This is a genomic window from Saccharothrix deserti (assembly GCF_009769385.1).
GTDB classification, from domain to species: Bacteria; Actinomycetota; Actinomycetes; order Mycobacteriales; family Pseudonocardiaceae; genus Actinosynnema; species Actinosynnema deserti.
Genome location: NZ_VKAB01000021.1, coordinates 138,015 through 163,675, shown reverse-complemented (window position 1 = coordinate 163,675; position 25,661 = coordinate 138,015). Strand labels below are relative to the sequence as shown.

19 protein-coding genes are annotated in these 25,661 nt (G+C 71.5%); 4 read left to right on the top strand and 15 right to left on the bottom strand.

Annotated elements, in window-relative coordinates; all coding sequences use genetic code 11:
- Positions 1 to 28: 28 nt before the first annotated feature.
- Together FM051_RS30300 and FM051_RS30295 are read right to left on the bottom strand one after the other, a co-directional pair.
- Positions 29 to 1,096, bottom strand: a complete 1,068-nt coding sequence (locus FM051_RS30300; RefSeq protein WP_158849307.1) for a potassium channel family protein — start codon at positions 1,094 to 1,096, stop codon at positions 29 to 31.
- Entirely contained in the window at positions 1,093 to 2,505 is a 1,413-nt protein-coding gene (locus FM051_RS30295; RefSeq protein WP_158849305.1) for a M20/M25/M40 family metallo-hydrolase, read from the bottom strand. Before FM051_RS30295 ends, FM051_RS30300 begins: the two co-directional genes overlap by 4 nt.
- 59 nt (positions 2,506 to 2,564) lie before the next feature.
- Here FM051_RS30295 and FM051_RS30290 point away from each other — a divergent pair, with 59 nt between their 5' ends.
- Both FM051_RS30290 and FM051_RS30285 read left to right on the top strand, forming a co-directional pair.
- Positions 2,565 to 2,945, top strand: a complete 381-nt coding sequence (locus FM051_RS30290) for a DoxX family protein (RefSeq protein WP_158849304.1) — start codon at positions 2,565 to 2,567, stop codon at positions 2,943 to 2,945.
- Between the two features lie 79 nt (positions 2,946 to 3,024).
- Complete coding sequence (locus tag FM051_RS30285) at positions 3,025 to 3,561, top strand: hypothetical protein (RefSeq protein ID WP_158849302.1); 537 nt, start codon at positions 3,025 to 3,027, stop codon at positions 3,559 to 3,561.
- On the opposite strand, the gene FM051_RS30280 is transcribed toward FM051_RS30285, so the two are convergent.
- Positions 3,558 to 7,139 (bottom strand): ATP-dependent helicase, encoded by a 3,582-nt coding sequence (locus tag FM051_RS30280; protein WP_158849300.1) that lies wholly within the window; start codon positions 7,137 to 7,139, stop codon positions 3,558 to 3,560. The genes FM051_RS30285 and FM051_RS30280 overlap by 4 nt on opposite strands.
- 70 nt (positions 7,140 to 7,209) lie before the next feature.
- Entirely contained in the window at positions 7,210 to 10,383 is a 3,174-nt protein-coding gene (locus FM051_RS30275) for an ATP-dependent helicase (RefSeq protein WP_158849298.1), read from the bottom strand.
- A 267-nt stretch (positions 10,384 to 10,650) separates the two neighbouring features.
- On the opposite strand from FM051_RS30275, the gene FM051_RS30270 reads away from it, so the two are divergent.
- On the top strand, positions 10,651 to 11,604 hold the full coding sequence (locus FM051_RS30270; protein ID WP_158849296.1) for a chitinase: 954 nt from the start codon (positions 10,651 to 10,653) through the stop codon (positions 11,602 to 11,604).
- Positions 11,605 to 11,635: 31 nt separating this feature from the next.
- Complete coding sequence (locus tag FM051_RS30265) at positions 11,636 to 11,959, top strand: MGMT family protein (protein WP_158849294.1); 324 nt, start codon at positions 11,636 to 11,638, stop codon at positions 11,957 to 11,959.
- On the opposite strand, the gene FM051_RS30260 is transcribed toward FM051_RS30265, so the two are convergent.
- The 11 genes from FM051_RS30260 to moeZ form a co-directional block, all read right to left on the bottom strand.
- On the bottom strand, positions 11,925 to 12,323 hold the full coding sequence (locus FM051_RS30260; protein ID WP_158849292.1) for a tetratricopeptide repeat protein: 399 nt from the start codon (positions 12,321 to 12,323) through the stop codon (positions 11,925 to 11,927). The two genes, FM051_RS30265 and FM051_RS30260, sit on opposite strands and share 35 nt — an antisense overlap.
- Complete coding sequence (locus FM051_RS30255) at positions 12,320 to 13,279, bottom strand: pirin family protein (RefSeq protein ID WP_158849290.1); 960 nt, start codon at positions 13,277 to 13,279, stop codon at positions 12,320 to 12,322. Before FM051_RS30255 ends, FM051_RS30260 begins: the two co-directional genes overlap by 4 nt.
- A 289-nt stretch (positions 13,280 to 13,568) precedes the next feature.
- Positions 13,569 to 14,234, bottom strand: coding sequence for a sirohydrochlorin chelatase (locus FM051_RS30250; protein ID WP_158849288.1), 666 nt, complete (start codon positions 14,232 to 14,234; stop codon positions 13,569 to 13,571).
- The gene (locus FM051_RS30245) at positions 14,231 to 15,346 is read right to left on the bottom strand and encodes a uroporphyrinogen-III synthase (RefSeq protein ID WP_158849287.1); all 1,116 of its coding nucleotides are present in this window, start codon (positions 15,344 to 15,346) and stop codon (positions 14,231 to 14,233) included. The genes FM051_RS30250 and FM051_RS30245 overlap by 4 nt, the downstream gene beginning before the upstream one ends.
- Complete coding sequence (nirD, locus tag FM051_RS30240) at positions 15,343 to 15,663, bottom strand: nitrite reductase small subunit NirD (RefSeq protein WP_158849285.1); 321 nt, start codon at positions 15,661 to 15,663, stop codon at positions 15,343 to 15,345. The genes FM051_RS30245 and nirD overlap by 4 nt, the downstream gene beginning before the upstream one ends.
- Positions 15,660 to 18,179 carry a nitrite reductase large subunit NirB gene (gene nirB / locus FM051_RS30235; RefSeq protein WP_158849283.1) on the bottom strand — a complete coding sequence of 840 codons (2,520 nt, stop codon included), beginning with the start codon at positions 18,177 to 18,179 and terminating at the stop codon, positions 15,660 to 15,662. The genes nirD and nirB overlap by 4 nt, the downstream gene beginning before the upstream one ends.
- Before the next feature lie 118 nt (positions 18,180 to 18,297).
- On the bottom strand, positions 18,298 to 19,650 hold the full coding sequence (locus FM051_RS30230; protein WP_158849281.1) for an MFS transporter: 1,353 nt from the start codon (positions 19,648 to 19,650) through the stop codon (positions 18,298 to 18,300).
- Positions 19,651 to 19,749: 99 nt separating this feature from the next.
- The gene (locus FM051_RS30225) at positions 19,750 to 21,192 is read right to left on the bottom strand and encodes an FAD-dependent oxidoreductase (RefSeq protein ID WP_158849279.1); all 1,443 of its coding nucleotides are present in this window, start codon (positions 21,190 to 21,192) and stop codon (positions 19,750 to 19,752) included.
- Positions 21,189 to 23,162, bottom strand: a complete 1,974-nt coding sequence (locus FM051_RS30220; RefSeq protein WP_158849425.1) for a molybdopterin oxidoreductase family protein — start codon at positions 23,160 to 23,162, stop codon at positions 21,189 to 21,191. The genes FM051_RS30225 and FM051_RS30220 overlap by 4 nt, the downstream gene beginning before the upstream one ends.
- A 152-nt stretch (positions 23,163 to 23,314) precedes the next feature.
- On the bottom strand, positions 23,315 to 24,112 hold the full coding sequence (locus FM051_RS30215) for a TIGR02569 family protein (RefSeq protein ID WP_158849277.1): 798 nt from the start codon (positions 24,110 to 24,112) through the stop codon (positions 23,315 to 23,317).
- 275 nt (positions 24,113 to 24,387) lie between these two features.
- Positions 24,388 to 25,560, bottom strand: coding sequence for an adenylyltransferase/sulfurtransferase MoeZ (gene moeZ, locus FM051_RS30210; protein WP_158849275.1), 1,173 nt, complete (start codon positions 25,558 to 25,560; stop codon positions 24,388 to 24,390).
- Positions 25,561 to 25,661 lie beyond the last annotated feature (101 nt).

Genomic DNA, 25,661 nt, shown 5'->3' with positions numbered 1-25,661 from the left:
GTGTGGCGCGGGCGGAGGTGGGAGTGGGTCAGGCTTCCTTTGGCGGGGTTACCTTTTTGACGTAGAGGAGGCGGTCGCCCGCTTCTACGGCGTCGGCCTCCGGGGCGTCCACCCGGTACAGGGTGCCGTCGCGCACCACGCCCAGCACGATGTCCGGCAGGTGGCGGGGTGAGCCGCCGATCTCGGACGGTTCGACGTCGCGTTCCGCGATGGAGAGGCCTGCGTCGGGAGTCAGCAGGTCCTCCACCATGTCGACCACGGACGGGGTGGCGGTGGCCATGCCCAGCAAGCGGCCTGCGGTCTCGCTGGACACCACCACCGAGTCGGCGCCGGACTGGCGCAGCAAGTGCTCGTTCTCGCGCTCCCGGACCGACGCGACGATCTGGGCCTTCGGCGCCAACTCGCGAGCGGTGAGGGTTACCAGGACCGCTGTGTCGTCCCGGTTCGCCGCTACGACCACCGCCCGCGCACGGGGAACGCCTGCTACGCGGAGGACGTCGTTGCTCGTTCCCGAACCGTGCACGGTGACCAGGCCGATGGCCGACGCCGCGTCGAGGGAGTCCTGGGCGGTGTCGACCACGACGATCGAGCCCGCTTCCACACCGTCGCCCATCAGGGCACTGACGGCGGACCGGCCTTTCGTGCCGTACCCGATGACGACCACGTGGTCCCGCACCTTGGTCCTCCACTTTTGGATGCGCAGCGCCTGTCGCGAACGCTCGGTGAGCACTTCGAGGGTCGTACCGACCAGGACGATGAGGAACAGCACCCGCAACGGGGTGATCACCAGGACGTTGACCAGCCGGGCCGAGGAGCTGGCCGGGGCGATGTCACCGTATCCGGTGGTCGACAACGACACGGTGGCGTAGTAGATGGCGTCCAGCAAGGACAGTCCGTCACCGTTGACATCGCGGTAACCGTCACGGTCGAGGTACACGATCAGGACGGCGGCGAACAGCGCGGTGAGCGCGCCGATGACCCGTTTCAGGATCGCGCGGACCGGGCTCTGCACCACGTCCGGCATCCTGATCACACCGACGAGTGAATGTCCGGGCCGGTCGGCCAGCGTTTCACCCGGGCGGAAGTGGCGGATCATGACAACCTCTCCGGGAGTAGCCGCCACAGCCGTGCGGCGGCCTCGGCGCCGCGGAGCAGCAGCGGCACGACGACGCGCTCGTTGGGCGCGTGGATCCGATCATCCGGCAACGTCGCACCGAGGTACACAACGGGCACACCGAGCCAGCCGTGCAGCAGGGCCGCGGGGCCGGAGCCACCCGTTCGGCTGAACCTCACCGGCTGCTCGAACGCGGCCTGCACCGCATCACGGACCGCGCCCACCGCCGGGTGTGACACATCCACCGCATAGGGCGGCACGCCGTCACCGCGTGCGATCACCTCGGCGTGCAGCCCGGCAGGGGTGTGCTTGACGACGAACTCGCGCAACGCGTCGGCGACCCGTTCGGGCCGCTGGTCGGGCACGAGCCGGAACGACAGCTTCACCGACGCCTGCGCGGGCACGATGGTCTTCAGGCCGGGCCCGGTGTAGCCGCCGTGGATGCCGTTGACCTCGGCGGTCGGGCGCACCCACACGCGTTCCAAAGTCGACCAGCCGGGCTCGCCGGCCAGGCCCTGCGCACCGCCCGCGTTCGCGAGCCACACCGCCTCGTCGAACGGCAACGCGGCGTAGTCGGCGCGTTCGGCCGCAGTGGGTTCCGTCACGTCGGTGTAGAAGTCGCGCAGCCGCACGCGTCCGTCGGAGTCGTGGAGCGCGGCCACGAGTCGGGCGATGGCGGTCGCCGGGTTGGGGACGCTGCCGCCCGCACGACCGGAGTGCACGTCGGACGTGCCACCGGTGAACACGACCTCCGCGCCGTACACGCCGCGCTGGCCGGTGCAGATCGTCGGCGCGTCGCGCCCGTACAGCGGTGTGTCGGTGAACACGACCAGGTCGCACGCGAGCTCGTCGCGGTGCGCGTCGAGGAGCCGGGTCAGGTGCGGCGAACCGGACTCCTCCTCGCCTTCGACGAACAACTTGAGCGTCACCGCCGGCTGTGCCGCACCGGTCGCCGCGAGGTGCGCCTTGACGCCGAGCAGGTGCATCGCGACCTGCCCCTTGTCGTCGCTGGCACCCCGTCCGAACAGCTCTTCGCCGACCAACGTCGCCTCGAACGGCGGGTGTTGCCACTGCTCCACCGGGTCGACCGGCTGCACGTCGTGGTGGCCGTAGACCAGCACGGTCGGCGCGTCGGGGTCGGCGGCGGGCCAGCACGCGTACACGGCGGGCAGCGCGGGCCCTTCGTCCCAGACCCGGACGTCGGGCCAGCCGTCACCGCGCAACGTCTCGGCGAGCCAGCGCGCGGAGGCGTCGACGTCGACGTGGTGCGCCGGGTCGCCGCCGATCGACGGGATGGCCAGCCATTCGCGCAGACCGACCAGGAAGTCGTCGACGAGCGCGGCGACTGCCACCCGTTCCGCATGTTCGGGATTTTCAGAATCACCGCTCACGGTGCGGGAGGATAACCCTGGGAGCGCCGGGCGGCGGCCGACATGACAGGGTGGGTCCTATGGAACCCACTCGTTCCCGATCCTGGTCGGCGCTCGCGCTGGCCGGGCTGCTCGGCACGGCCGGGGTCACGCACTTCGCGAAGCCGAAGCCGTACGACGCGATCGTGCCGCGTGCGCTGCCGGGCAAGCCTCGGACCTGGACCTACCTGTCCGGGGCCGTCGAGGTGGCGTTGGCCGCGGCGGTCGCCGTGCCGCGCACGCGCAGCCTCGGCGGGAAACTGGCGGCCGGGTTCTTCGCCGCGGTGTTCCCGGCCAACGTCAAGATGGCCTACGACTACCGCACGAAGTCACCCAGGGTGAAGGCCGTCGCCTACGGCCGGTTGCCGCTCCAGGTGCCGCTCATCCTGTGGGCCTTGCGCGTGGGACGCTCAACTTCCTGATCACTCTCGGCACTGGGTTCGACACCCAGCGCGGCCGAGGGGCTGTCATTGAAACCGCAACCAGTCCTAGGATGCCCGAGTGCAACCGCTCCTCCACCATGCCGCGTCGGCGCTGGGTTGGCGCGGCATCGTCGTTCCCGACGTCGCCGTGCTGGGCCACCAGGTGTCGGCTGTCGTGCGGGTTCGTGCCGATGTGCACGAGTGGCGCAGCGCGAACGGCTGGCCGCCGCAGGCGGACCCGTCGTGGTTCCGCTCGTGGTTCGAGCCGGCCGCGCACGACCAGCTGCCCGTTCCCGCGGTCGAACTGGTCGGTGTGCTGGTGGGTGAGTCCACGGTGGACCGCGCGTTGCAGTCGTGCGGGACGTTGATGACGCTCGCGCCCTGCTCGGTCGTGCTGCCCGCGCCGCAGGGCGCGCAGTCGTGGCCGCTGATCGAGCTGGACTACTACGGCATCGGCGTGGTCGCGGTGGACGCCGCGGGCGCGGCCGAGCTGATGGTGCCGCCGGAGGACCGGTCGACCGAGTTCGGGCCGTCGCTGTTCGGGCGTTGGCTGCTGGAAGTGCTCTACGACCGGGTGCTGAAGGAAGTGCCCGCCGAGGCGCGGGTGACCACCTAGTTCGGGATCGAGCGGATCAGCTCGCGCAGGCCGTCCACGTCCAGCAGGTCCGCCGGGCGCAGCGTGTGGTCCTGGCGGACGTAGTGGAACGCCGCCCGCACCTTCTCCACCGGCGTGCCGGTCAGTGCCGCCCACGCCAACCGGTACGCCGCGAGCTGCACCGACAGCGCGGGCAGCCGGTCTCCGTCCGGCACGGCGCCGGTCTTCCAGTCGACCACGGTCCAGCCGCCGTCGTCGTCGGCGAACACGGCGTCCATCCGGCCGCGCACGGACAGGCCGTCGATCTCCGCTTCGAACGGCACCTCGACGTCGTGCGGGACGCGGTCGGCCCAGCCGCTGGCCAGGAACGCCTCCTGCAGGCGGGTGAGGTCGGCGTCCGGCGCCGCGCCCTCGTCGGCCGCGCCGGGGAGTTCGTCCAGGTCGAAGAGCCGGCTCGCGCCGAACCGCTGTTCCAGCCAGGTGTGGAACGCGGTGCCCCGGCGGGCCAGCGGGTTCGGCGGGAACGGCAGGGGGCGGCGCAGGCGGCGGGCGAGGAGGTCCGGGTCGGCGGCCAGTTCGACCAGTTGGCTGACCGACAGGTGGTCGGGCAGGACGACGCGTTCACGGCGGTCGGCCGCGGCGGCGCGTTCGGCCAGCAGCACGTCGACGTCCCGTGCCCAGCCCTCGGGATCGTCCGACTGCTCGATGAGATCGGGCTCGACGACGGCGTGGCCGGACTCGGGTTCCGGCTCGGCGGCGTCGGCGATGTGCGACGCGAATGTAGAACTCGGGGCCCCTGGAGGTTCGACTCTCGGGACCTGAGTGTTCGACTCGCGGGGGTCGTCGTCCAGGGGGTCGGGCGGTGGCTCGAAGTCCGGCTCGTCCGGCGGCTCCGGTGACGGCAACGAGTCCAGTGGGTCGGAGGGGTCGAAGGAGTCCAGCGGGTCCGGCGGGAAGTCGTCCGGCGGCTCGGGGGGCAGGTCTTGATCGGTGGGTTGAGGGGTCGCGGGGGTCGGCGGCTGGGCCAGGTGGCGTTCCAGGGCGGCCAGGACCAGCTCCGCGCCCTCGGCCACGGCCGCGCGGCGCTTGCCCAGCGGATCGGTGGGCCACTGGGCCGTCTTCGTCTGCGACGCGAGGGGGTTGGGGTCGTCGTCGGCAGGCCTGGGCGCCCAGTGGGCGATGTCGGCGGGCGGGTGGTCGGCGGCCAGCACCGATTCCCGGATCTCGGTCAGGAACGCCGACGGCCCCTTGGGCTTGTCGCCCGTCTCGCCCCACCAGTGCCCCGACACCAGCAGGCTGTGCTCGGACCTGGTCAGCGCGACGTACAGCAGCCGACGCTCCTCCACCAGCCTCCGCGCGTCGAAATCGTCCTCGTGCCGGACCAGCGCCTCCTCCACCTCCTTGCGGTTGGCGTCGGGCGCGATGCGGAGCTTCGGCAGGTCCTCGGCGTCGCCACGCAGGTCGGCGGGCAGCTCGGCCACCGAACGCAGCCAGCTGGACGACTTCTTCCGCCCCGGGAACACGTCCTTCACCACGTGCGGCACGGCGACGATGTGCCACTCCAGGCCCTTCGCCGAGTGCATGGTCAGCACCTGCACCCGGTTCTCGGCGACCTCCACCTCACCGGGTTCGAGGCCGTCCTCGGCCTGTTCGGCGGTGTAGAGGTAGTCGAGCAGCGCGGGCAGGGTGGCCGACGGGCTGGCCGCGGCGAAGTCGTTGACCACGTCGGCGAACGCGTCCAGGTGCGCCCGACCGACGCCACCCGGTCGGGCCATCGCCTCGATGTCCAGCAGCAGGGTGCGTTCGACGTCGGCGACGAGTTCGGGCAACGGCTGGTCCAGGCGTCGGCGCAACGCCGACAGCTCGGCGCCCAGCCTGCGGATCCGGCGGTACCCCTCGGCGGAGTACGCGGTCGGGTCACCGGGGTCGTCCAACGCGTCCGCGAGACCGGCCTGTTCGGCGTGTTCACCCGGTAGGGCGTCGGCCAGCACGGCGAGCGGGTCGTCCGCCACGGCTTGACGGCTGGGCGCGCCGGCCAGGTCACGCGCCCGCGTCCACAGCGCCGCCAGGTCGTACGCGGCGATCCGCCAGCGGGAGCCGGTGAGGAGGCGGGCGGCGGCGGTGCCGGCCAGGGGGTCGACCAGGACCCGCAGGGCGCTCGACAGGTCGCGCACCTCCGGCTCGTCGAGCAGACCGCCCAGACCCACGACCTCCACCGGCAGGCCGCGTTCACGCAACGCCGCCGCGATGTTCGCCATGTCCGAACGGCGGCGCACCAGCACGGCCGCGGTCGGCGGCTCGTCGCTGGTGTCGAGGTGCGCTTCCCACTGCGCGGCGACGGTGTCGGCCAGCCAGTCCAGCTCTTCGCGCACGTCGTTGAACAGCGCCACCCGCACGTCACCCGGTCCGGCGCCGTCACGGGCGCGCAGTTCGTCCACGTCCAGGCCCATGGCGCGCAGCGGCGCGGAGACGGCGTTGGCCAGGGCCAGCACTTCCGGCGGGTTGCGGAAGCTGGTGAGCAGGCCGTACTTCTTCGCGGGCGGGAAGTCGTGCACGAACCTGGGCAGGTTCGCCGCCGACGCGCCGCGCCAGCCGTAGATCGCCTGCGCCGGGTCGCCCACCGACGTCACGGGCATCGGCTCGCCCCGCCCGAACAGGGAACGCAGCAGCACGCGTTGCGCGTGGCCGGTGTCCTGGTACTCGTCCAGCAGCACCGCGCCGTAGCGCTCACGTTCGCCGCGCACGACCTCCGGGTGCTCGGACGCGAGCCGTGCGGCCAGCGACATCTGGTCGGCGAAGTCCATCGCCGCTTCCCGCCGCTTGCGCGCCTGGTAGGCCTCCAGCAGCGGGAGGAGGTTGACGCGCAGGCGTTGGGCGTTGATCACCGCCTGCAACGACTGCGGCAGACCGTCACCCTGCCGCTTCGTCTTCGGCGCGGACTCGATGATCGTGCACAGCCACTCGGCGTGCTTGCGCAACGCGGTCGGCTCGACCAGGTGCTCACCCAGCTCACCGGCCAGCGCGAGCAGGTAGCCGGTGACGGTCGCGGGCACCTTGTCGGTGTCGATGTCCTCCGCCCACGTCGACACCACGCGGTGCGCGAGCTGCCACGCCGCGGTCTCGGTGAGCAGCCGCACGCCCGGCTCCACGGGCAGCCGCAGGCCGTGCTCGCCGACGAGCCTGCCCGCGTACGCGTGGTAGGTGAGGATCACCGGTTCGGTGGTCAGCACCGCGGCACGCCGTTCACCGCTCGGGTCGAGCCGGTCCAGCAACGGCGACCCGCCCAGCCTGCGCAGCCGGGCCCGGACGCGGTCGGACAGCTGGCGCGCGGCCTTGCGGGTGAACGTCAGGCCGAGGACCCGGTCGGGGGTGACGAAGCCGTTGGCCACCAGGTACACCACGCGGGCGGCCATCGTCTCGGTCTTGCCCGCACCGGCGCCGGCCACGACGAGCGCGGGCGCGGTGGGCGCGGCGACGACCGCGGCCTGCTCGGGGGTGGGTTTGGGCAGGCCGAGTGCTTCGGCGACCTCGAACGGGCTGGCGAGCGCCACCGGCTCACCCGCACGTTCGACCCCGCCCGGCACGACCACATCCCGCATTCTCCGTTGTCGGGCCGAGCTGCCTGCGGCGACCCGCGGGCCGCAACCATATTCCCTGGTCAGACCTCCCTCATTGGCTCACCTGCCGGCCGGACGAGTGCACCGGGCACGACGTGCGGGCCGGGCAGCGATCACAGTCCGCGTTCTCCGCCGCCCGGTACTGCGGCCCGACGCTCGACCCGGCCGCCAGCTGCACGGCCTCCAGCCACACCCGGACGCCCTGCTCGTCCAGCGGCGCCTGCTCCAGTTCGGTCGCGCCGGTCTTCTTGTTCTCCTTGGCCACGTACAGCAGCCGCGCGCCGCCAGGATCGGTGCCGAGGCCGAGGTGCGTGAAGCCGCCGAGCGCCGACGCCAGCTGGTAGACCGCGAGCTGCGGGTGCTGCCGGGCCTCCTCCTTGGTGACCGGGTTCTTGCCGGTCTTCACGTCGACCACGACCGGCCGCCCGTCCCGGTCGGTCTCCAGCCGGTCGACCCGGCCGCGCACCCGCAGGAACGGCCCACCGTCCTGTTTGGGCACTTCGACCGAGATCTCCTCCTCGACCGCGACCTGGGTGAGCTGGGCGCGGCTGGACGCCAGCCACGCCAGGAACGTGTCGAGCATCCGCTCCACCCGGATCCGCTCGCGCCGGGAGAACCACGGCGCGCCCGCGTCCACCGCCGCCCACGCCTCGTCCAGCCTGACCCGCAGCTCCTTCTCGTCCGCGCCGGTCGCGGCGGCCTGCGCCAGCGCGTGCACGAGGGTGCCGGTGATGGACGCCAGCTCGGCAGGGTCCTGCCCGCCGTGCCGCTCCACGACCCACCGCAGCGGGCACTTCGCCAGGATCTCCACCGTGGACGGCGACACGCTCACCGTGTGCTCCTCGGTCCACAAAGGACTATCCGTGGTCACGTCCGCCAAGCCGTACCACGAATCGGGGTGCGCGCCCGGCACGCCCTCGGCCGCCAACCGGGCCAGTTGGACCGCCGCACGCTCACGGCGTTCGGCCGGCTCGTCGTCCGAGCACACCACCCGTCGCAGCTCGCCGACCAACTCGGCCAGCACCAGCCCGCGCTCGGGGGTGAACGTCGGCCGCTCCGGGGAGTCGGTGGACAGCTCCTCGATCTCGTCCAGGAACCGCGACGGCTGCTCGTCCTCCCCGCGCACCGCGCTGACCAGCAACGTCTGCCGCGCCCGGCTCGCCGCGACGAGCAGCAGCCGCCGTTCCTCGGCCAGGATCGGCGCGACCGCGGACACCGTCTCGGTCGACACGCCCGCCACCACGTCGACCATCCGCTCGACGCCGAGCAGCGACCCGCGCAGCCGCAGATCGGGCCAGCTGCCCTCCTGCACGCCCGGCACCGCCACGACCGTCCACTCGCGACCTGCGGCGGCGTGCGCGGTGAGCACCGACACCGCCTCGCCGACCGGCGCGGACGCCGCCAGCGTGTCGCCAACGATCTGCTGCGCGGCCAGGTAATCGGCGAAACCCTCGGCCCCGGAGCCGGGCAGCCGGTCCACGTACTTCGCCGCCGCCTCGAACAACGCCACGATCGCGTCCAGATCCCGGTCCGCCTGCATGCCGACGGTGCCGTGCCGCGCGGACTGCGCCACCCACCGCAGCTCCAGGCCGGTGGTCTGCCACAGCTCCCACAGCACCTGCTCGACGGTGAGCCCGTCCGCGATCCCCTTGCGCGCCTTGCGCAACAGCCCGGCGATCCGCCGCGCGGGCTGCGCCTCGGCGTCTTCCAGCGCGGCCAGCCGGTCGTCGGACTCGATCACCTCGACCAGCAGCTCGCCGCTCGGCCGGTCACGGCCCGCGGCCAGCTCCAGCCTGCGCAGACCGCGCCGCAACCGCCGCAGCGCCAACGGATCCGCGCCACCCAGCGGTGACGACAGCAGCATCGCCGCCGTGTCCTCGTCCAGGCTGCCCGGCACGGCCGCGCACCGCAGCAACGCCAGGAACGGCATCACGGCGGGCTGCCGCGCCAACGGCAGCTCGTCGCGCGGCACCGCCACCGGCACGCCCGCCGCCAGCAGCGCCCGTTGCAGCACCGGCAACGACCTCGTAGCCGACCGCGCCACCACCGCCATCTGCGACCACGACACCTCGTCGATCAAGTGTGCCCGGCGCAGCTGGTCCGCCACCCAGCTCGCCTCCTGCGCCGCCGACGCGAACAGCCGCACCTGCACGTTCCCCGTGCCGTCCACGGGCGACACCTCGCGGGTCGGCGACGCGCCCGGCAGCCGTGCCGCGAGCCGGCCCACCGCGGCCCGGATCTCCGGCGCCATCCGGTAACCCCGGCGCAGCACCACCGCCGGCCCGTCCGCCTCGGCCAGGATCGTCGGATCGGCGCCCCGGAACGAGAACACCGCCTGATCGGGATCACCCGCCAGGATGAATTCCTGCGCGGCCCCACCCAGCACCCGGATGAACTCGAACTGCAGCGGGTCGAGGTGCTGCGCGTCGTCCACCAGCAGGTGCCGCACCCGCCGCCGCTCCCCCGCCAGCACGTCCGGCTCCGTCTCGAACGCCAGCAACGCGCTGCCGACCAGCTCCGCCGCGTCGAACGACGGCGCGTGCCCCTGACCGCTGCTGGCCAGCAGGTTCACCTGCTCGTACTGGGTGGCGAACAACCCGGCCGCCACCCACTCCTCGCGTGCGTGCTTGCGGCCCAACTCGGTCAGGTCCTCCGGGGCGAGGCCGCGTTCCAGCGCACGCAGCATCAGGTCGCGCAGCTCCTGGGCGAACCCGGGCAGCGTCAACGCGGGTCGCAGCCGTTCCGGCCACTTCGGCGCGCCCATGCTCACGTCACCCGCCAGCAGTTCGCGCACCACCGCGTCCTGCTCCGGCCCGGACAGCAGCCGGGGCGTGGGCTCCCCGTTCAGCACCGCCTGCGCCCGCAGCACCGCGAACGCGTACGAGTGCACCGTTCTGACCAGCGGTTCCTGCGTGGTCGGCAGCACGCCGTCGGCCCTCGCGCCGGTTAACAGCCGGGTGATGTGGGCGCGCATCGCCTCCGCCGCCCGCCGGTTCGCGGTGAGCACCAGCACGTTCTCCGGGTGCACGCCGCCGCGCAGCACCCGGTCCGCCACCACCTCGGCCAGCAGCGTCGTCTTGCCCGTGCCGGGGCCGCCGAGCACCCGCAACGGCCCGCCGGCGTGCTCGAACACGGCGCGCGCGGGCGCGTCCCAGTCGCGCCGGGGCTCCTCCTGCCGCACCCGGCGCACCAGCAACGGCGCCCTGTTCACTGCCACGGGGAGCATGGAACCACAGTGTTGGATTGCCGCTGCTCCGCAGACGGCGGCTCGGTCGCCCGGGAGGTCGACCGCTCGCGCCTGATTTCCCGACGATCGAAGAGCGTGACCGCCGGGAAATGAGTCGCGAACGATCGACGGCGACCTCGCGTGGTGGTCGCCGTCGATCGACGCGACCTCGCGGGGACCTAGTTCGTACGAGTTCTTGACAAATTCGGGTGGTCTAGGCCATTTTGGGACGCGCCGCCGCCGGTTCCCTGCCACTTGGAGGACCCGATGAAACCCCTGCGGCGGATCCTGATCCCGCTGGTCGCGGCGGCTACAGCCCTGACGCTCGCACCCCACGCGCAGGCCGCGCCCGACCCGGTGCTCGCGTCCCCGTACCTCTACCAGTGGGGCGCCAAACCCAACCCGGTGACCGTGATGAACCAGACCGGGGTCAAGTCGTTCACCCTCGCGTTCGTCCTGTCCGACGGCGGGTGCAACCCGGCGTGGGACGGCAGCCGGTCGTTGACCGGGAGCGACGCGACGCTGATCAAGAACATCCGCGCGGCGGGCGGTGACGTGATCCCGTCGTTCGGCGGCTGGTCGGGGCGCAAGCTCGGCCAGTACTGCTCGTCGGCGAGCGCGCTGGCGGGCGCCTACCAGAAGGTGATCAACGCCTACCAGCTCAAGGCGATCGACATCGACATCGAGGCCGCCGAGTTCGAGAACGCCACCGTGCAGGACCGCGTGCTCGGGGCGTTGAAGATCGTGGAGCAGAACAACGCGGGCATCCGGACGGTGATCACCATGCCGACGGACCGGTCCGGCCCGAACTCGTGGGGACGGCGGCTGATCACCCGGTCGAAGGAACTTTCCGTCCCGATCGACGTGTGGTCGGTCATGCCGTTCAACTGGGGTGGGCCCAGCGACGTGGTGGCGGGCACCAAGACGTCGGTGGACGGGTTGAAGAACCACATCAAGTCCACGTTCGGGCTCAGCGACGACGCGGCGTACCGGCGCAGCGGTCTGTCGTCGATGAACGGGATCACCGACACGGGTGAAACGGTCACGCCGGCGAACTTCCGGGCGATCCGGGACTGGGCGGCGGGCAGGAACCTGTCCCGCTTCACGTTCTGGGCGAGCAACCGCGACAAGGGCGGCTGCGGCGGGTCGAGCAGCGATTGCAGCGGCACCAACCAGGGCAGTTACGAGTTCACCCGGATCGTGGCGGGCTACACCGGATGAGCTGCACCCGATGACGTGAAAAGCTGTGCGGGTGGACGAACAGTTGCACGAATTGGTCCGCGAGGTCGTGCGCAGGATCCCGCCGGGCCGGGTGGCCACCTACGGTGACGTCGCCGACATCGCCCGCGCACCGTCGCCGCGGCTGGTCGGGCAGGTCCTGAACCAGGACGGGCACGACCTGCCGTGGCACCGGGTGCTGCGCGCCAACGGCACGTGCGCGCCACACATCGCCGACGAGCAGCTGCAACGGCTGCGCGAGGAGGGTGTGGTGGCCGACGGGGGCAAGGTCGACCTGCGCACGTACCGCTGGGAGGACGCGGTCAAGGAGAAGGAGGAGCCTCCCGCTCTGTTCTGACCTCCGGGGCGACCCGCGCCTGCACGCGGGCCACCTCGGTCTCGACCTCGGGGTCGCGGGTCAGCGCGGCGGCCAGGCGCAGCTGGGGCAGCGCCTCGGCGTGCCTGCTCTGCCGGCTGAGCGTGCGGCCGAGGAGCAGGCGCGTGTAGCCGTCCGACGGGTCGAGGTCGACGAGGGCGTTGAGCACGCCTTCGGCCTTGCCCAGCGCGGCGGACTGGAAGTGCGCCAACGCGAGTTCGGTCAGCACGGTCCGGTCCTGCGGCGCCTGCTCCGCCGCCTCGGCGAGGTAACGGGCGGCGCTGCTGGGGTCGCCGGCCGCGCGGAACTCGCGGCCCTTGGCCAGCAGCTCCAGGACGTCGGTCATGACAGCTCCTCATCCGCCGAGGTGACGTGCGGGACCTGCGTCACGCCCAGTCGCCCGGCTTGGAAGTCCTCGATGGCTTGCAGGATCTCGGCGCGCGTGTTCATCACGAACGGCCCGTAGCGCGCGACGGGCTCGTTGAGCGGGAGTCCGCCCAGGATCAGGACGTCCCACGTCGTGTCGGCTTGCATGGTGAGCGCTTGGCCCCGGTCGAACACGGCCAGTTGGCCTTCTTCGAGCGGGCGGTGCTCGGCGCCGGTCGTGCCGCGGCCGGACAGCACGTAGACCATCGCGTTGAAGTCCTCCGGCCAGGGCAGGGTGAGGCGGGCGTGCGGGCTGAGCGTGGCGTGCAGGTAGGTGATCGGCGTGTACGTCATGCCGGGGCCTCGGTAGCCCGCCACGTCACCGGCGATGACGCGGACCAGCGCGCCGCCGTCGTCGCTGGACAGCAGCTTGGTGTCGCCGGGCGCGATGTCCTGGTAGCGGGGTGGCGCCCACTTGTCGGCCTTCGGGAGGTTGACCCACAGCTGCACGCCGTGGAACAGGCCGCCCTTGGCCACCAGTTCCTGGGAGGGCAGCTCCGAGTGCAGGACGCCCGCGCCCGCCGTCATCCACTGCGTGCCGCCGTTGGTGATCACCCCACCGCCGCCGGCCGAGTCCTGGTGCTCGAACACGCCGTCGATCAGGTAGGTGACGGTCTCGAAGCCGCGGTGCGGGTGCCAGGGCGCGCCCTTCGCCTCACCGGGGCCGTACTCGACGGCGCCCATGTGGTCGAGGAGCAGGAACGGGTCCGCGAGGGCGAGGTCGACGCCCGGGAAGGGGCGGCGGACCTGGAAGCCTTCGCCTTCGAGGAACCTGCGCGCCGGCACGACCCGCTGCACCTTGCGCCACGCCGTGGTGGTTTCGGGCAGCTCGGGGAGGCGCGGGAGGGTGAGGGTGTCGGCGGTGACGGCGGGCATGACTGCCTCCTTCGGCGTGACCGCCCGGGTTCAGCGGTCTCGCCTGCCTCAACCTAGTTTAACCCTCAACTATTCCGTCGCGGTCCAGCCCACACCTGAGCGTTGAACTCGCGGCACCTGAACGTTCGACTCACGCGCTCTGAACGTTCGACTCTCGCGGTCTGAACGTAGGACTCACGCGGTCTGGAGGTAGGACACACCTTGCGCGAATGTAGGACACACGCGTGTGTCCTACATTCGCGCGGGGTGTGTCGAACGTTCAGGTGGGGTGAGTTCTGCGTTCGCGGGGTCAGGCGACGTCTTGGAAGCAGCGGGCTTCGTAGTAGCGGAGGAGGACGGCTTCCACCACGCGCAGGTGGGCGCCGATGGGTGCGGCTACCACGGCGGCGCCGGAGGCGGCTACGGCCTGGTGGAAGAGGCCGGGTGCGAGGAGCCAGGAGGCGACGGCCACGCGGCCGGAGGCGGAGGCGACCACGTCCGAGATGTGCGGTGTGGCGGTGGCGGCGTAGCCGACGGTCACCGGGCCCACGCGACGGGACAGCGCGGTGGCGACCGCTCGGACATCGGCCAGCGCACGCGGGTCGGAGGAGCCCGCCGCCGCCAGGACGACCGAGTCGCCCAGCGTCCAGCCGGCCTCGGTGAGGCGCGCCAGGAGTGCCGGCAGGAGGGCCGGGCCGATGGGGTCGGTGATCACCGCGTCGGGGTGCCCGGACGCCTCGACCTGCGCCGGGATGTCCACCCGGACGTGGTAGCCGGCGGCCAGGAACGCCGGGACCACGACCGCCGGGCCCGAGACGGAGGACAGGACCGAGGTGACGTCCGGCTGCCGCACGTCGGCGTAGGCGACCCGCACGGGCACGCCACCCAGCCGGGCGCGGACGAGGGACGCGATCTCTTCGATCACGACGGCCCCGGCGGGGTCACGGGTGCCGTGCGCGACGAGAACCAGTGTCATACAGCCACTCCGGCGGGGTCCATGGCCAGTCGGTAGCCGCGCTTCACGACCGTGGCGACCATCCGGGGCTCACCGAGAGCGGTGCGCAGGCGGCCGATCGCGGTTTCCACGGCGTGCTCCTCGCCACCGCTGGGCAGGGCCGCCAACAGGTCACGACGGGACACCACCCGACCACGGGCGGCGGCCAGCACGCGCAGCACGGCCATCGGGGCGGGCGGGACGGGCCGCAGCTCGCCGTCCACCACGACGGCCTGGCCGCGCAGTTCGATGTCACGGGCGGCGATCCGGAGCCGGGTCGCCCTGGCGGGCAGTTCGAGGGTCAGCTCGCGCGCCAACGCGCCGATCCGGGCGCGGGCGGGCTGGACGACCGGGATCCCGGCCGCCACCAGCGGTCCGGCGGTGATCGAGCCGACGCCGACCACCAGGACTTCCTGCCGCAGCAAGGAGACCAGCTCGGGCAGCTTGCCCATGGCGCCCGCGACGCGCAGCACGGAGGCCGCGGCGGGGGCGCTGGTGAACGTCAGCGCGTCCACCTGGCCCGCCAGCACGGCCTCCAGCAGGCGTTCCAACGGCGCGGGGTCGGACGGGCCGGTCCACCGGTAGACGGGGACCGACACGACGTCCGCACCGGCCGCACGCAGCGCCGACGTGAACTCCGGCAGCGGCTCGCCGTGCAGCTGCACGGCGATGCGCAGACCGGAGACACCGGACCGGAGCAGGTGGTCCAGCAACTCCGCGTTGCTCTCACCCTCCGGCGACCACGCCTCCACCAGCCCGGCGGCACGCACCGCGCCCCGGGCCTTGGGCCCGCGCGCCAGCACCTGCGCCCCGGACAGCCGGGACAGCAGCCGGGCGCCCAGACCCCAGCCCTCGGCCGCCTCGACCCAGCCGCGGAAGCCGATGCCGGTGGTCGCCACGACGACGTCCACCGGTTCCTCCACCACGGTCCGGGTCGCGGCCAGCAGCTCCGCGTCGTCGGGCAGCGGCACGATCCGGATGGCGGGACCGTGCAGCACGGTCGCGCCCTTGCGTTCCAGCAGAGCGGAGAGCTCGTCGGCCCGCCGGGCGGCGGTCACACCTACCGTGTACCCGGCCAGCGGGGCGGCGTTCACGGCGACCCGACCTGGACGACGCCGTCGATCACGACCACGGGGTACACCGGCACCCCGGTCGAGGGGTCGTCCAGGCACTTGCCGGTGGTCAGCTCGAACGCCTCCTTGTAGACGGGCGACACGACCACGGGCACGCCGCCCCGGTCGCCGACGATCCCGCGCGACAGCACCGCCGCCCCGCTGAACGGATCGATGTTGCCCAGAGCGTGCACCGTCCCGGCGGAGGTGAGGAACACCGCCACCTGGGACCCGTCGGGGAGCAGGGCAGCCACCCCGCGGTCGGGCTGGAGGACGCTCAACTCGCACACAGGTGTCATCGGGAAACCTCCGCCTGATTTTCCGCTCCGCTGAAGGAAGGTACCCCCAGCAGAACGGGCACCTTCTGGCCGCGCTCTTCGCGGAAGGAGATGGTCGGGTCCGGCGTGCCGGGTGCGTTGACGAACGAGGTGAACCGGGCCAGCTTCTCCGGGTCCTCCAGCACGCCACGCCACTCGTCGGCGTAGTTGTCCACGTGCTTGGCCATCGCGGCCTCCAGGTCGGCGCAGATGCCGAGGCTGTCGTCCACGATGACCGCGCGCAGGTGGTCCAACCCACCTTCCAACGACTCGATCCAGGTCGAGGTGCGCTGCAACCGGTCCGCCGTGCGGATGTAGAACATCAGGAACCGGTCGATCAGCTTGATCAGCGTCTCGGTGTCCACATCGGACGCGATCAGGTCCGCGTGCCGCGGCGTGAAGCCGCCGTTGCCGCCGACGTAGAGGTTCCAGCCGTTCTCGGTGGCGATGACACCGAAGTCCTTGCCGCGCGCCTCCGCGCACTCGCGCGCGCAGCCGGACACGGCGGACTTGAGCTTGTGCGGCGACCGCAGGCCGCGGTAGCGCAGTTCCAGTTCGATGGCCAGCGACACCGAGTCCTGCACGCCGTACCGGCACCACGTGGTGCCGACGCACGACTTCACCGTGCGCAACGCCTTGCCGTAGGCGTGGCCGGATTCGAACCCGGCGTCCACCAGGCGCTTCCAGATCTGCGGCAACTGGTCGACGGTCGCGCCGAACAGGTCGATGCGCTGTCCGCCGGTGATCTTGGTGTAGAGGCCGAAGTCGCGGGCGACCTCGCCGATGACGATCAGCTTCTCCGGCGTGATCTCGCCGCCGGGGATGCGCGGCACGACCGAGTAGGTGCCGTTGCGCTGGAGGTTGGCCAGGAAGCGGTCGTTGGTGTCCTGGAGCGTGGCCTGCTCGCCCTCCAGCACGTGCCCGTTGTCCAGCGAAGCCAGGATGGAGGCGATGGCGGGCTTGCACAGGTCGCAGCCGCGACCGCGGCCGTGCCGCGAGATCAGCTCGGAGAACGTGGTGATGCCGGTCGAGCGGACGATCTCGAACAGGTCGGCGCGCGAGTGGTCGAAGTGCTCGCACAGCGCGCGGGACTGCTCGACGCCGCACTCGGACAGTAGCTTCTTCAGCAGCGGCACGCAGGAACCGCAGCCGGTGCCCGCCTTGGTGCAGGCCTTGATGCCCGGCACGTCGACGGCCTCACCGGAGTTGATCACGTCGACGATGTCCTGCTTGATCACCGCGTGGCAGGAGCACACCTGCGCGTCGTGCGGCAACGTCAGCTCGGGGCCGCCGCCCGCCGGTCCGATCAACGCCACCGGGTCGCCGGGCACGGGCCTGCCGACCAGCGGCCGCAGCATCGGGTACTTGGTCGCGTCGCCGACGAGGATGCCGCCGAGCAGGGTCTTCGCGTCGTCGGACACCACGACCTTGGCGTACGTGCCGGCCACGGCGTCGTTGACCACGACCTCCAGCGCGCCCTCCTCCTTGGCGTGCGCGTCGCCGAAGGAGGCGACGTCGACGCCGAGGAGCTTGAGCTTGGTGGACATGTCGGCTCCGGGGAATTCCGCTTCACCGCCGAGCAGGCGGTCGGCCACCACTTCGGCCATGGAGTACCCCGGGGCGACGAGTCCGTACACCATTCCGCCCAGATTGGCGCACTCGCCGATGGCGTAGATGTTCTCGTCGGACGTGCGGCAGGCCTGGTCGACGATGATCCCGCCGCGCTCGCCGACCTGCAGGCCGAAGGAGCGGGCGAGCTCGTCGCGCGGCCGGATGCCCGCGGAGAACACGACGACGTCCAGGTCGAGTTCGACGCCGTTGGACAGCTTGGCGATGAGCCGGTCGCCGTCCCGCTCGATGGAGGACGCGGACGTGCCGGTGTGGATGGTCAGGTCCAGCTTCTCCACCAGGCGCTTGAGCAGCCCGGCGCCGCCTTCGTCGACCTGCAGCGGCATCAGGCGCGGTCCGAGCTCGACCACGTGCGGCGAGATGCCCATGCCGCGCAACGCGTTCGCGGCCTCCAGCCCGAGCAGGCCGCCGCCGAGCACCATGCCCGCGTGCCGTCCGCTGCTGTGCGCCGCCTCCACGGTGGCGCGGATGCCGTCGAGGTCCTCGATGGTCCGGTAGACGTGACATCCGGGGAGGTCACGGCCGGGCACCGGCGGCACGAACGGCACCGAGCCGGTGGCCAGGACCAGCGCGTCGTAGGACTGCACCCGACCGCTCGTGGTGCGCACGACCTTGTTGTCCCGGTCGATGTGCACCACCTGGTCGTTCAGGTGCAGCTCCACGGCGTCGTCGTCGTGCGGCGCGAGGCTCAGCGAGTCCGCGTCCCAGTTGTCCACATAGGACGACAGGGCGACCCGGTCGTAGGCGGGGCGGGTCTCCTCGGCGAACACGACGATCCGCCACTGGTCGGTGACGTCCTTCTCGCGGAGAGCCTCCACGAGCCGGTGTCCGACCATTCCGTGACCGACGATCACAAGCGTTCGCGTCATGGGACCAATCCCTCCTTCTGCCCGGTCAATGCTCACCGGGCACCGTGTCGTGCACAGGTCGCGAATGTTGCGCAGGTGTTAAAGCAGCCTCACGCCGCACTTCAGAGGGTTGTGTGCGTCACACACCGGCGTAGGCGAGGCTCGGCCGGCTCGCGAGGACCCGGCGGCGCATGTAGAACCACCACGTGGTGACCACGCACAGGCCGTAGAAGACCAGGAACGCGGTCAGCGCCGGAACCAACGTCTTGCTGCCCTCCAGCGAGAACTTGAACACCAGGTTCACCAGCACACCGCCGAACGCGCCGACCGCGCCCGCGATGCCGACCACCGCGGCGGCCTGCCGCTTGGCCGACGCCACGTCGTCGCTCTGGGCCGCGAAGATCGCCGGGATCATCCGGTAGGTCGAGCCGTTGCCGACGCCCGCCAGCACGAACAGCGCGATGAACGAGCCGAAGAACAGCGTGAAGCTGCGGATGTCCAGGCTCACCAGCAGGCCGGTCGTGCCGATCCCGAGACCGACGAACGTCATCAGCGTGATCCGCGCGCCGCCGAACCGGTCGGACAGCCACCCGCCGAACGGCCTGCTCACCGAGCCGATGAGAGCGCCCAGGAACGCCAGGCCGACGAAGCTCTTGTAGTCCACGAAGCTCAGCTTGATCAGCGACGGGAACGCGAACGAGAAGCCGATGAACGAGCCGAACGTGCCGATGTAGAGGAACGACATCACCCACGTGTGCTTGTTCGACATCGCCTTCTTGTACGACGTGCCGTCCGGCTTGGCCTGGGTGAGGCTGTCCATGAAGAACCACGCGCACGCGGTGGCGAACACGACGAACGGGATCCAGAACAGCGCCGCGTAGGCCAGGTGCACGCCGGTGCCGATGGAGATCACGATCGGCACGACCAGCTGCACCATCGCCACGCCGAGGTTGCCGCCCGCCGCGTTGAGGCCGAGCGCCAGGCCCTTCTTGCCCTCCGGGTAGAAGAACGAGATGTTCGCCATGGAGGACGAGAAGTTGCCGCCGCCGAAGCCCATCGCGGCCGACGTGAGCAGGAAGAACCAGTACGGCGTGCCGGAGTTCGTCACCGCGATGATCAGCATCGTGCAGGGGATCAGCAGCAGGCCCGCGCTGACCGTGGTCCACGCCCTCCCGCCGAACTTCGGCACCGCGAACGTGTAGGGGATGCGCAGCACCGCGCCGACCAGGTTCGGCACGATCAGCAGCCAGAACGTCTGGCCGACGCTGAAGTTGAAGCCGACCGAGCCGAGGCTGACGACCACGATGCTCATCAGGCTCCACACGGTGAAGCCCAGGTTCTCCGCGAGGATCGAGAAGATCAGGTTCTTCCGGGCCACCTTCTTGCCGGTGCTCTCCCAGAACTGCGGGTCTTCCGGCTCCCAGTGGTCGATCCACCGGCCGCCGCGCTTCGCCTGCGGTGCAGGGCTGTCAGTGTCCACCATCGTGCTCATCGGACCTCCTGGACCACGTTTTCGTTGCGCAGACCGTAAGAACGGCGAGTTACCTGCTTGGGTGCACAGACGTGTCGCCGACGGCAACTCCGCCGCACATCAGGCCGACTGGGGCTGTGAGGCGGCGAGCCAGTCGACGATGCCGCACACGGCGTCCTTGCAGCCGCCACAGCCCGTGCTCGCGCGGGTGACCTCCGCGATCGCCGAGATCGTGGTCGCGCCCCCGCGCCAGGCGCTGACCAGTTGTCCCTTGCTGACCGTGTTGCACCGGCAGACCACCGCGGACGCGGGCAGGTCGGCCGGGCTGGCGGTGCTCTCGCCGGGCAGCGCGCGTCCCAGCAGCAGCGCGAGCCGGTCGGTCGGCGCGGGCAGGCCGCGGTCGAACAGCTGGGTGATGGCCGCCGCCGCGTCCGGCGCGCCCAGCACGATCGCGCCGGTGACCTTGTCGTCGCGCAGCACGAGCTTGGCGTACCGGCCGCGCGCCGGGTCCTGGAAGCACAGCACCTCGTCGTCCACCGAGTCGACGTCGACGTGCACGTCGCCCAACGCGGCCAGGTCGACGTCACGCGCCTTGAGCCTGGTCACGACGGTGGTGCCGGCGTAACGGGCGGCCGGCGCGACGCCGGTGAGCCGGTCGGCGAGCACGGCTGCCTGCTCCCACGCGGGTTGGACCAGGCCGGACACCGTGCCGACGTGCTGGGCGCAGTCGCCGATGGCGTGCACCCTGGGGTCGCTGGTGCGCAGCGCGTCGTCGACCAGGATCCCGCGGTCGACCTCGATGCCCGACTGCTCGGCCAGCCCGGTCTCCGCGCGCACGCCCGCCGAGACGACGACGAAGTCCGCGGGCACGTGCGTGCCGTCGTTGAGCTCCAGGCCCTCGCCGGGCGTGTACTTGGTGGCCAGCACGCCGAGCCGGAACTCGATGCCCAGACCCCGCAACGTCGTCGCCAGCACCCGGCCCGCGCCCGCGTCGAGCTGCCGTTCCATCAGGTGCTTGACCGGGTGCACCACGGTGACCAGGCAGCCACGGCCGGCCAGGCCGCGGGCGGCCTCCAGGCCGAGCAGCCCGCCGCCGATCACCGCGACCGGCGTGCCCGGTGACGCCTTCTCCACGATTTGGGCGCAGTCGTCCAGCGAGCGGAACGCCACCACGCCGGGCGCCAGGTCGCCGTTGCCGTTGAGCAGGCCGTCGGTCGGCGGCACCCACGACCGCGAACCGGTGGCCAGCACCAACGCGTCGTACGGCACCTCGGTGTCGTCCACGTGCACGACCCGGCGGGTCCGGTCGATCTTGGTGACGGTGCCGCCCAGCCGCAGGTCCACGTCGTGCTTGGCGGCCCAGTCCGTGCCGTGCAGGCGCACGGCGTCCGGCGTCAGCGACCCGGCCACCACGCTGGACAGCAGCACCCGGTTGTACGCGGGGTGCGACTCGTCGCCCAACACGGTCACCGAGACCCGTTCCGCCTTCGGATCGCGGCGGCGGATCTCGTCGGCCAGCCTGGCGCCGGCCATGCCGTAGCCCACGATGACAACGTTCCTCATACCGACTCCAATCGGACCGCGCACACCTTGAACTCGGGCATCCGGCTGGTGGGGTCCAGCACCGGGTTGGTCAGCAGGTTGGCCCGGCCCTCGCCCGCGTAGTGGAAGGGCAGGAACACGACGTCGATCCGCATCGACGGCACGCAGCGCACCCGCGCCAAGGTCCGCCCGCGCCGGGACACCACGGCGGCCAGCTGGCCGTTGTCGAGACCGGCCCTGGTGGCGGTGTCCGGGTGCACCTCCACGTACGCCTCCGGCTCGGCCCGGTTCAGCTCGCCCACGAGCCGGGTCTGCGCGCCGGACTGGTAGTGCTGGAGCACCCGGCCGGTGGTGGCCTGCAACGGGTAGTCGGCGTCCGGCATCTCCGCCGGTCCGCGGTGCTCGACCGGGATGAACCTGGCCAGGCCGTCCGGGTGGGCGAAGCGGTCCAGGAAGTTGCGCGGCGTGCTCTCCCCGACCACGGGCCAGTGCAGGGCCTCGCCCTGGCGCAGGCGTTCGTAGGTGACGCCGGAGTAGTCGGCCGCACCGCCCTTGGACGCCCGGCGCAGCTCCTCGAACACCACCTCGGGCTCGGTCGGGAACCGCTCGGCGGGCTGGCCGAGGCGGGTGGCGAGGCCCTGCAGCACGTCGAGGTCGCTGCGCACGCCCTCGGGCGGGGCCACGGCCACCTGGCGCAGCAGGATGCGGCCTTCGAGGTTGGTCATCGTGCCGCTCTCCTCCGCCCACTGCGTGATCGGCAGCACGACGTCGGCGACCGCGGCCGTCTCCGACAGCACCAGGTCCGCCACGACCAGCAGGTCCAGCGCCTTGAGCCGGTCGGCGACGTGCTGGGAGCGCGGTGCGGAGACGATGACGTTGCTGCCGAACACCAGCAGCGCCTTCGGGCCGTTCGGCTGGCCGAGGGCGTCGAGGAGCTCGTACGCCGAACGACCCGGTCCGGGCAGGTCGTCCACGCCCCAGATGTTCATGATGTGGTCGCGGGCCGCCGGGTCGTCGATCTTGCGGTAGCCGGGGAGCTGGTCGGCCTTCTGACCGTGCTCACGCCCGCCCTGGCCGTTGCCCTGGCCGGTGAGGCAGCCGTAGCCGGAGCCCTTGGTCCCGGGCAGGCCGAGCGCGAGGGCCAGGTTGATCCACGCCGAGACGGTGTCCGCGCCGCTGGCGTGCTGCTCGGTGCCGCGGCCGGTGAGGATGTAGGCGTTGTGGGCCTCGGCCAGGATGCGCACGGCCGCGCGCTGGTCGGCGACCGGCACGCCGGTGACCCGCTCGACCCGTTCCGGCCACCACGTCGCGGCGATGCGCCACGCGTCGTCGAAGCCGGTGGTGCGCTCGGCCAGGTACTCCTTGTCCAGGTGGCTGTCGGCGACGGCGGTGTGCAGCAGGCCCAGGGCCAGCGCCAGGTCCGTGCCGGGCGCCGGTTGCAGGTGCAGGGTGGCGAGTTCGGCGGTGGCCGTGCGGCGGGGGTCGATGACGATCAGTTCGGCGTTCCTCAGGTGCTGCACGAACGGCGGCATGGTCTCCGCCGGGTTGCCGCCGACCAGCAGGATCGCGTTCGCGTGGTCCAGGTCGGTGACCGGGAACGGCATGCCGCGGTCCAGCCCGAACGCCTTCATGCCCGCCGCCGCGGCGCTCGACATGCAGAACCGGCCGTTGTAGTCGATCTGCGAGGTGCCCAGCGCGACCCGGGCGAACTTGCCGAGCAGGTACGACTTCTCGTTGGTCAGCCCGCCGCCGCCGAACACGCCGACCGAGTCGGGGCCGTGGGTCTCCCGCAGGTCCCGGAGCTTGTCGGCGATCAGGTCGAGGGCCTCGCCCCACGTGGCCGGGCGCAGCTCACCGTCCCGGCGGACCAGGGGCGTGGTCAGCCGGTGGGGCGAGGTCAGCAGCTCTGCCGACGTCCAGCCCTTCTGGCACAGGCCGCCGCGGTTGGTCGGGAACTCCCGCGGCGACACCCTGCCGTTGTCGATGGACATCGCGCACTGGAGCGCGCAGTACGGACAGTGCGTGTCGATTCTGGGGGAGTCGGTCACGCGTCCGACGGTAAGAAAGGCCTGTTAACGGCAGAACGTGGAATGTTTCATCCAGGGGAACTTGACTGCTCAGCACGCCTGCGATGAGGGTGAGGTCACAGCAGTTCGACGACCCGTGCGGCCGTTCGCTCGAGCCCGACGAGAGATTGTGGGCTCGACCGGGGGTGCAGTGCGTGGACCGCGAGGCGGAACAGGGTCGCCCGCAGGAGGATCTGCGGCCACTCGTCCAGGTGCGCCCAGCGCCGGAGGATGCCGTGATCCGCGCCACCCCAGGCGAGCGCGTCGACCACGACGACCGCCGCGCCGTACGTGCCAGGACGCCAGTAGGCGACGAAGTCGATGATCGCGGGGGCCGCGTCACCCGCGAACAGCACGTTGCCGAACAGGTCGCCGTGCACGACCTGCGGCTTGAGCTGGACGGGCTTGCGGTAGCCCGCGCACAGCTCGAACAACCGACCGCCCAGGTCGGGGTCGAGGTCGACCTTCTCCTCGTCCCACGCGCAGCGGTCGGCCGTGGCGAACAGGTCGGTGCGCGCGTCCAGGAACCGCGGTCTGGTCAGCTCGGCGGTCGCCCGGTGGAGCTTGACGGCGACGTCCACGACCTCGTCGTGCCTCGGCTCGGCCCGGCCGGACAGGTACTTGGTCGCCGCCCAGCCGCCCACGACGTACCGGCCGTCGGTGGAGCGCAGGGGTCTGGCGACGCGGAGGTTGTCGACTTCGAGCGTGTCGAGGGTCTTGGCGACCCAGGTGGCCTCGGCCGGCTTGCCCGCCGGGCGGATGGCCGCGTCACCGCACCGCCACACCGGACCACCGTCGATCAACTCCGGCTCGGCGTCCCGCGCGCCGAACGCAGCACGCACGTGCGACGGTGGCGGCTCCGGAGTCGAGGTCACGCCGGCACGCTACCTGCACTCGGCGCGGTGTTGGTGGACCTCGGACCCCGAACATGTGGTGTCCACACCTTCGACCTGTCCGCAAAAGTGCGGTCTCAGCGTGAAGTCCAGGTCACAGTGACAGAAGTCACCCGGGGCCGCCTCGCGAACGAGACGGCCCCGGGTGACTTCGCAGTTGTCCACAGGCGGGCGTTCGACCGTCGCGGACCGTCCGCCCTGCCTGGCAGGATCAAGATCAGGGGATCCCCTGGCGGGGACCCCTGCGAAGCGTCGGTTCAGTAGGTCGGCAGCGAGGGGTCGACCTCGCGGGCCCACGCCAGCACGCCGCCGCCCACGTGCACGGCGTCCTTGAACCCGGCCCGGTGCAGGGCGGCCAGCGCCTCCGCCGAACGGGCGCCGGACTTGCAGTGCAGCACCAGCGGCTTGTCCTGCGGCAGCTCCGCGAACGCCTCGCCCGACAGGATGCGGTCCTTCGGGATCAGCACCGAGCCGGGGATCTTCACGATCTCGTACTCGTGCGGCTCGCGGACGTCCACCAGCAGGAAGTCGTCGCCGGCGTCCTGCTTCTGCTTCAGCTCCAGCGGCGTGATCGTGTTGCCCGCCGCGGCCTGCTGGGCGTCGTCGGACACCACACCGCAGAACGCGTCGTAGTCGATCAGCTCGGTGATCTTGACGCTCTCCGGGTCCTTGCGGATCTTGATGGTCCGGTAGGACATCTCCAGGGCGTCGTACACCATGAGCCGGCCGAGCAGCGGGTCGCCGATGCCGGTCAGCAGCTTGATCGCCTCGGTCACCATGATCGAGCCGATCGACGCGCACAGCACGCCCAGCACGCCACCCTCCGCGCACGACGGCACCATGCCGGGCGGCGGCGGCTCGGGGTAGAGGTCGCGGTAGTTCAGGCCCTGGCCGTCCGGCGCGTCCTCCCAGAAGACGCTGACCTGGCCCTCGAACCGGAAGATCGAGCCCCACACGTACGGCTTGCCGAGCAGCACGGCCGCGTCGTTGACCAGGTACCGGGTGGCGAAGTTGTCCGTGCCGTCCAGGATCAGGTCGTAGTCCCGGAAGATGTCGAGCACGTTCTCCGAGTTCAGGTGGGTCTGGTGCAGCACCACCTTCACGAACGGGTTGATCTCGGCCACCGAGTCGCGCGCGGACTCCGCCTTCGGCTTGCCGATGTCGGACTGACCGTGGATGACCTGACGCTGGAGGTTCGACTCGTCGACGATGTCGAAGTCGACCACGCCCAGCGTGCCGACGCCCGCCGCGGCCAGGTAGAGCAGGGCCGGGCTGCCCAGGCCACCGGCCCCGACGACCAGCACCTTCGCGTTCTTCAGCCGCTTCTGCCCGTCGACCCCGACATCCGGGATGATCAGGTGGCGGCTGTACCGCGCGACCTCTTCCTTGGTCAGCTCCGCTGCGGGCTCCACGAGCGGCGGAAGCGCCATCTGAGTCCTCCTCGACGAAACATGTCCTCTACCGACGGACAACACCAGCCTGCCCGTCCGTCTTCCCCGATGGGAAGTCGTCCCAAGGCGCGGGACGCCCA

Excerpts from the sequence above, each read along its gene's own strand:
- FM051_RS30300 (WP_158849307.1), bottom strand. The coding sequence starts at position 1,096 with ATGATCCGCCACTTCCGCCCGGGTGAAACGCTGGCCGACCGGCCCGGA.
- FM051_RS30290 (WP_158849304.1), top strand. The coding sequence starts at position 2,565 with ATGGAACCCACTCGTTCCCGATCCTGGTCGGCGCTCGCGCTGGCCGGG.
- FM051_RS30280 (WP_158849300.1), bottom strand. The coding sequence starts at position 7,139 with ATGCGGGATGTGGTCGTGCCGGGCGGGGTCGAACGTGCGGGTGAGCCG.
- FM051_RS30275 (WP_158849298.1), bottom strand. The coding sequence starts at position 10,383 with ATGCTCCCCGTGGCAGTGAACAGGGCGCCGTTGCTGGTGCGCCGGGTG.
- FM051_RS30270 (WP_158849296.1), top strand. The coding sequence starts at position 10,651 with ATGAAACCCCTGCGGCGGATCCTGATCCCGCTGGTCGCGGCGGCTACA.
- FM051_RS30260 (WP_158849292.1), bottom strand. The coding sequence starts at position 12,323 with ATGACCGACGTCCTGGAGCTGCTGGCCAAGGGCCGCGAGTTCCGCGCG.
- FM051_RS30255 (WP_158849290.1), bottom strand. The coding sequence starts at position 13,279 with ATGCCCGCCGTCACCGCCGACACCCTCACCCTCCCGCGCCTCCCCGAG.
- FM051_RS30250 (WP_158849288.1), bottom strand. The coding sequence starts at position 14,234 with ATGACACTGGTTCTCGTCGCGCACGGCACCCGTGACCCCGCCGGGGCC.
- nirD (WP_158849285.1), bottom strand. The coding sequence starts at position 15,663 with ATGACACCTGTGTGCGAGTTGAGCGTCCTCCAGCCCGACCGCGGGGTG.
- nirB (WP_158849283.1), bottom strand. The coding sequence starts at position 18,179 with ATGACGCGAACGCTTGTGATCGTCGGTCACGGAATGGTCGGACACCGG.
- FM051_RS30230 (WP_158849281.1), bottom strand. The coding sequence starts at position 19,650 with ATGAGCACGATGGTGGACACTGACAGCCCTGCACCGCAGGCGAAGCGC.
- FM051_RS30225 (WP_158849279.1), bottom strand. The coding sequence starts at position 21,192 with ATGAGGAACGTTGTCATCGTGGGCTACGGCATGGCCGGCGCCAGGCTG.
- FM051_RS30220 (WP_158849425.1), bottom strand. The coding sequence starts at position 23,162 with ATGTCCATCGACAACGGCAGGGTGTCGCCGCGGGAGTTCCCGACCAAC.
- moeZ (WP_158849275.1), bottom strand. The coding sequence starts at position 25,560 with ATGGCGCTTCCGCCGCTCGTGGAGCCCGCAGCGGAGCTGACCAAGGAA.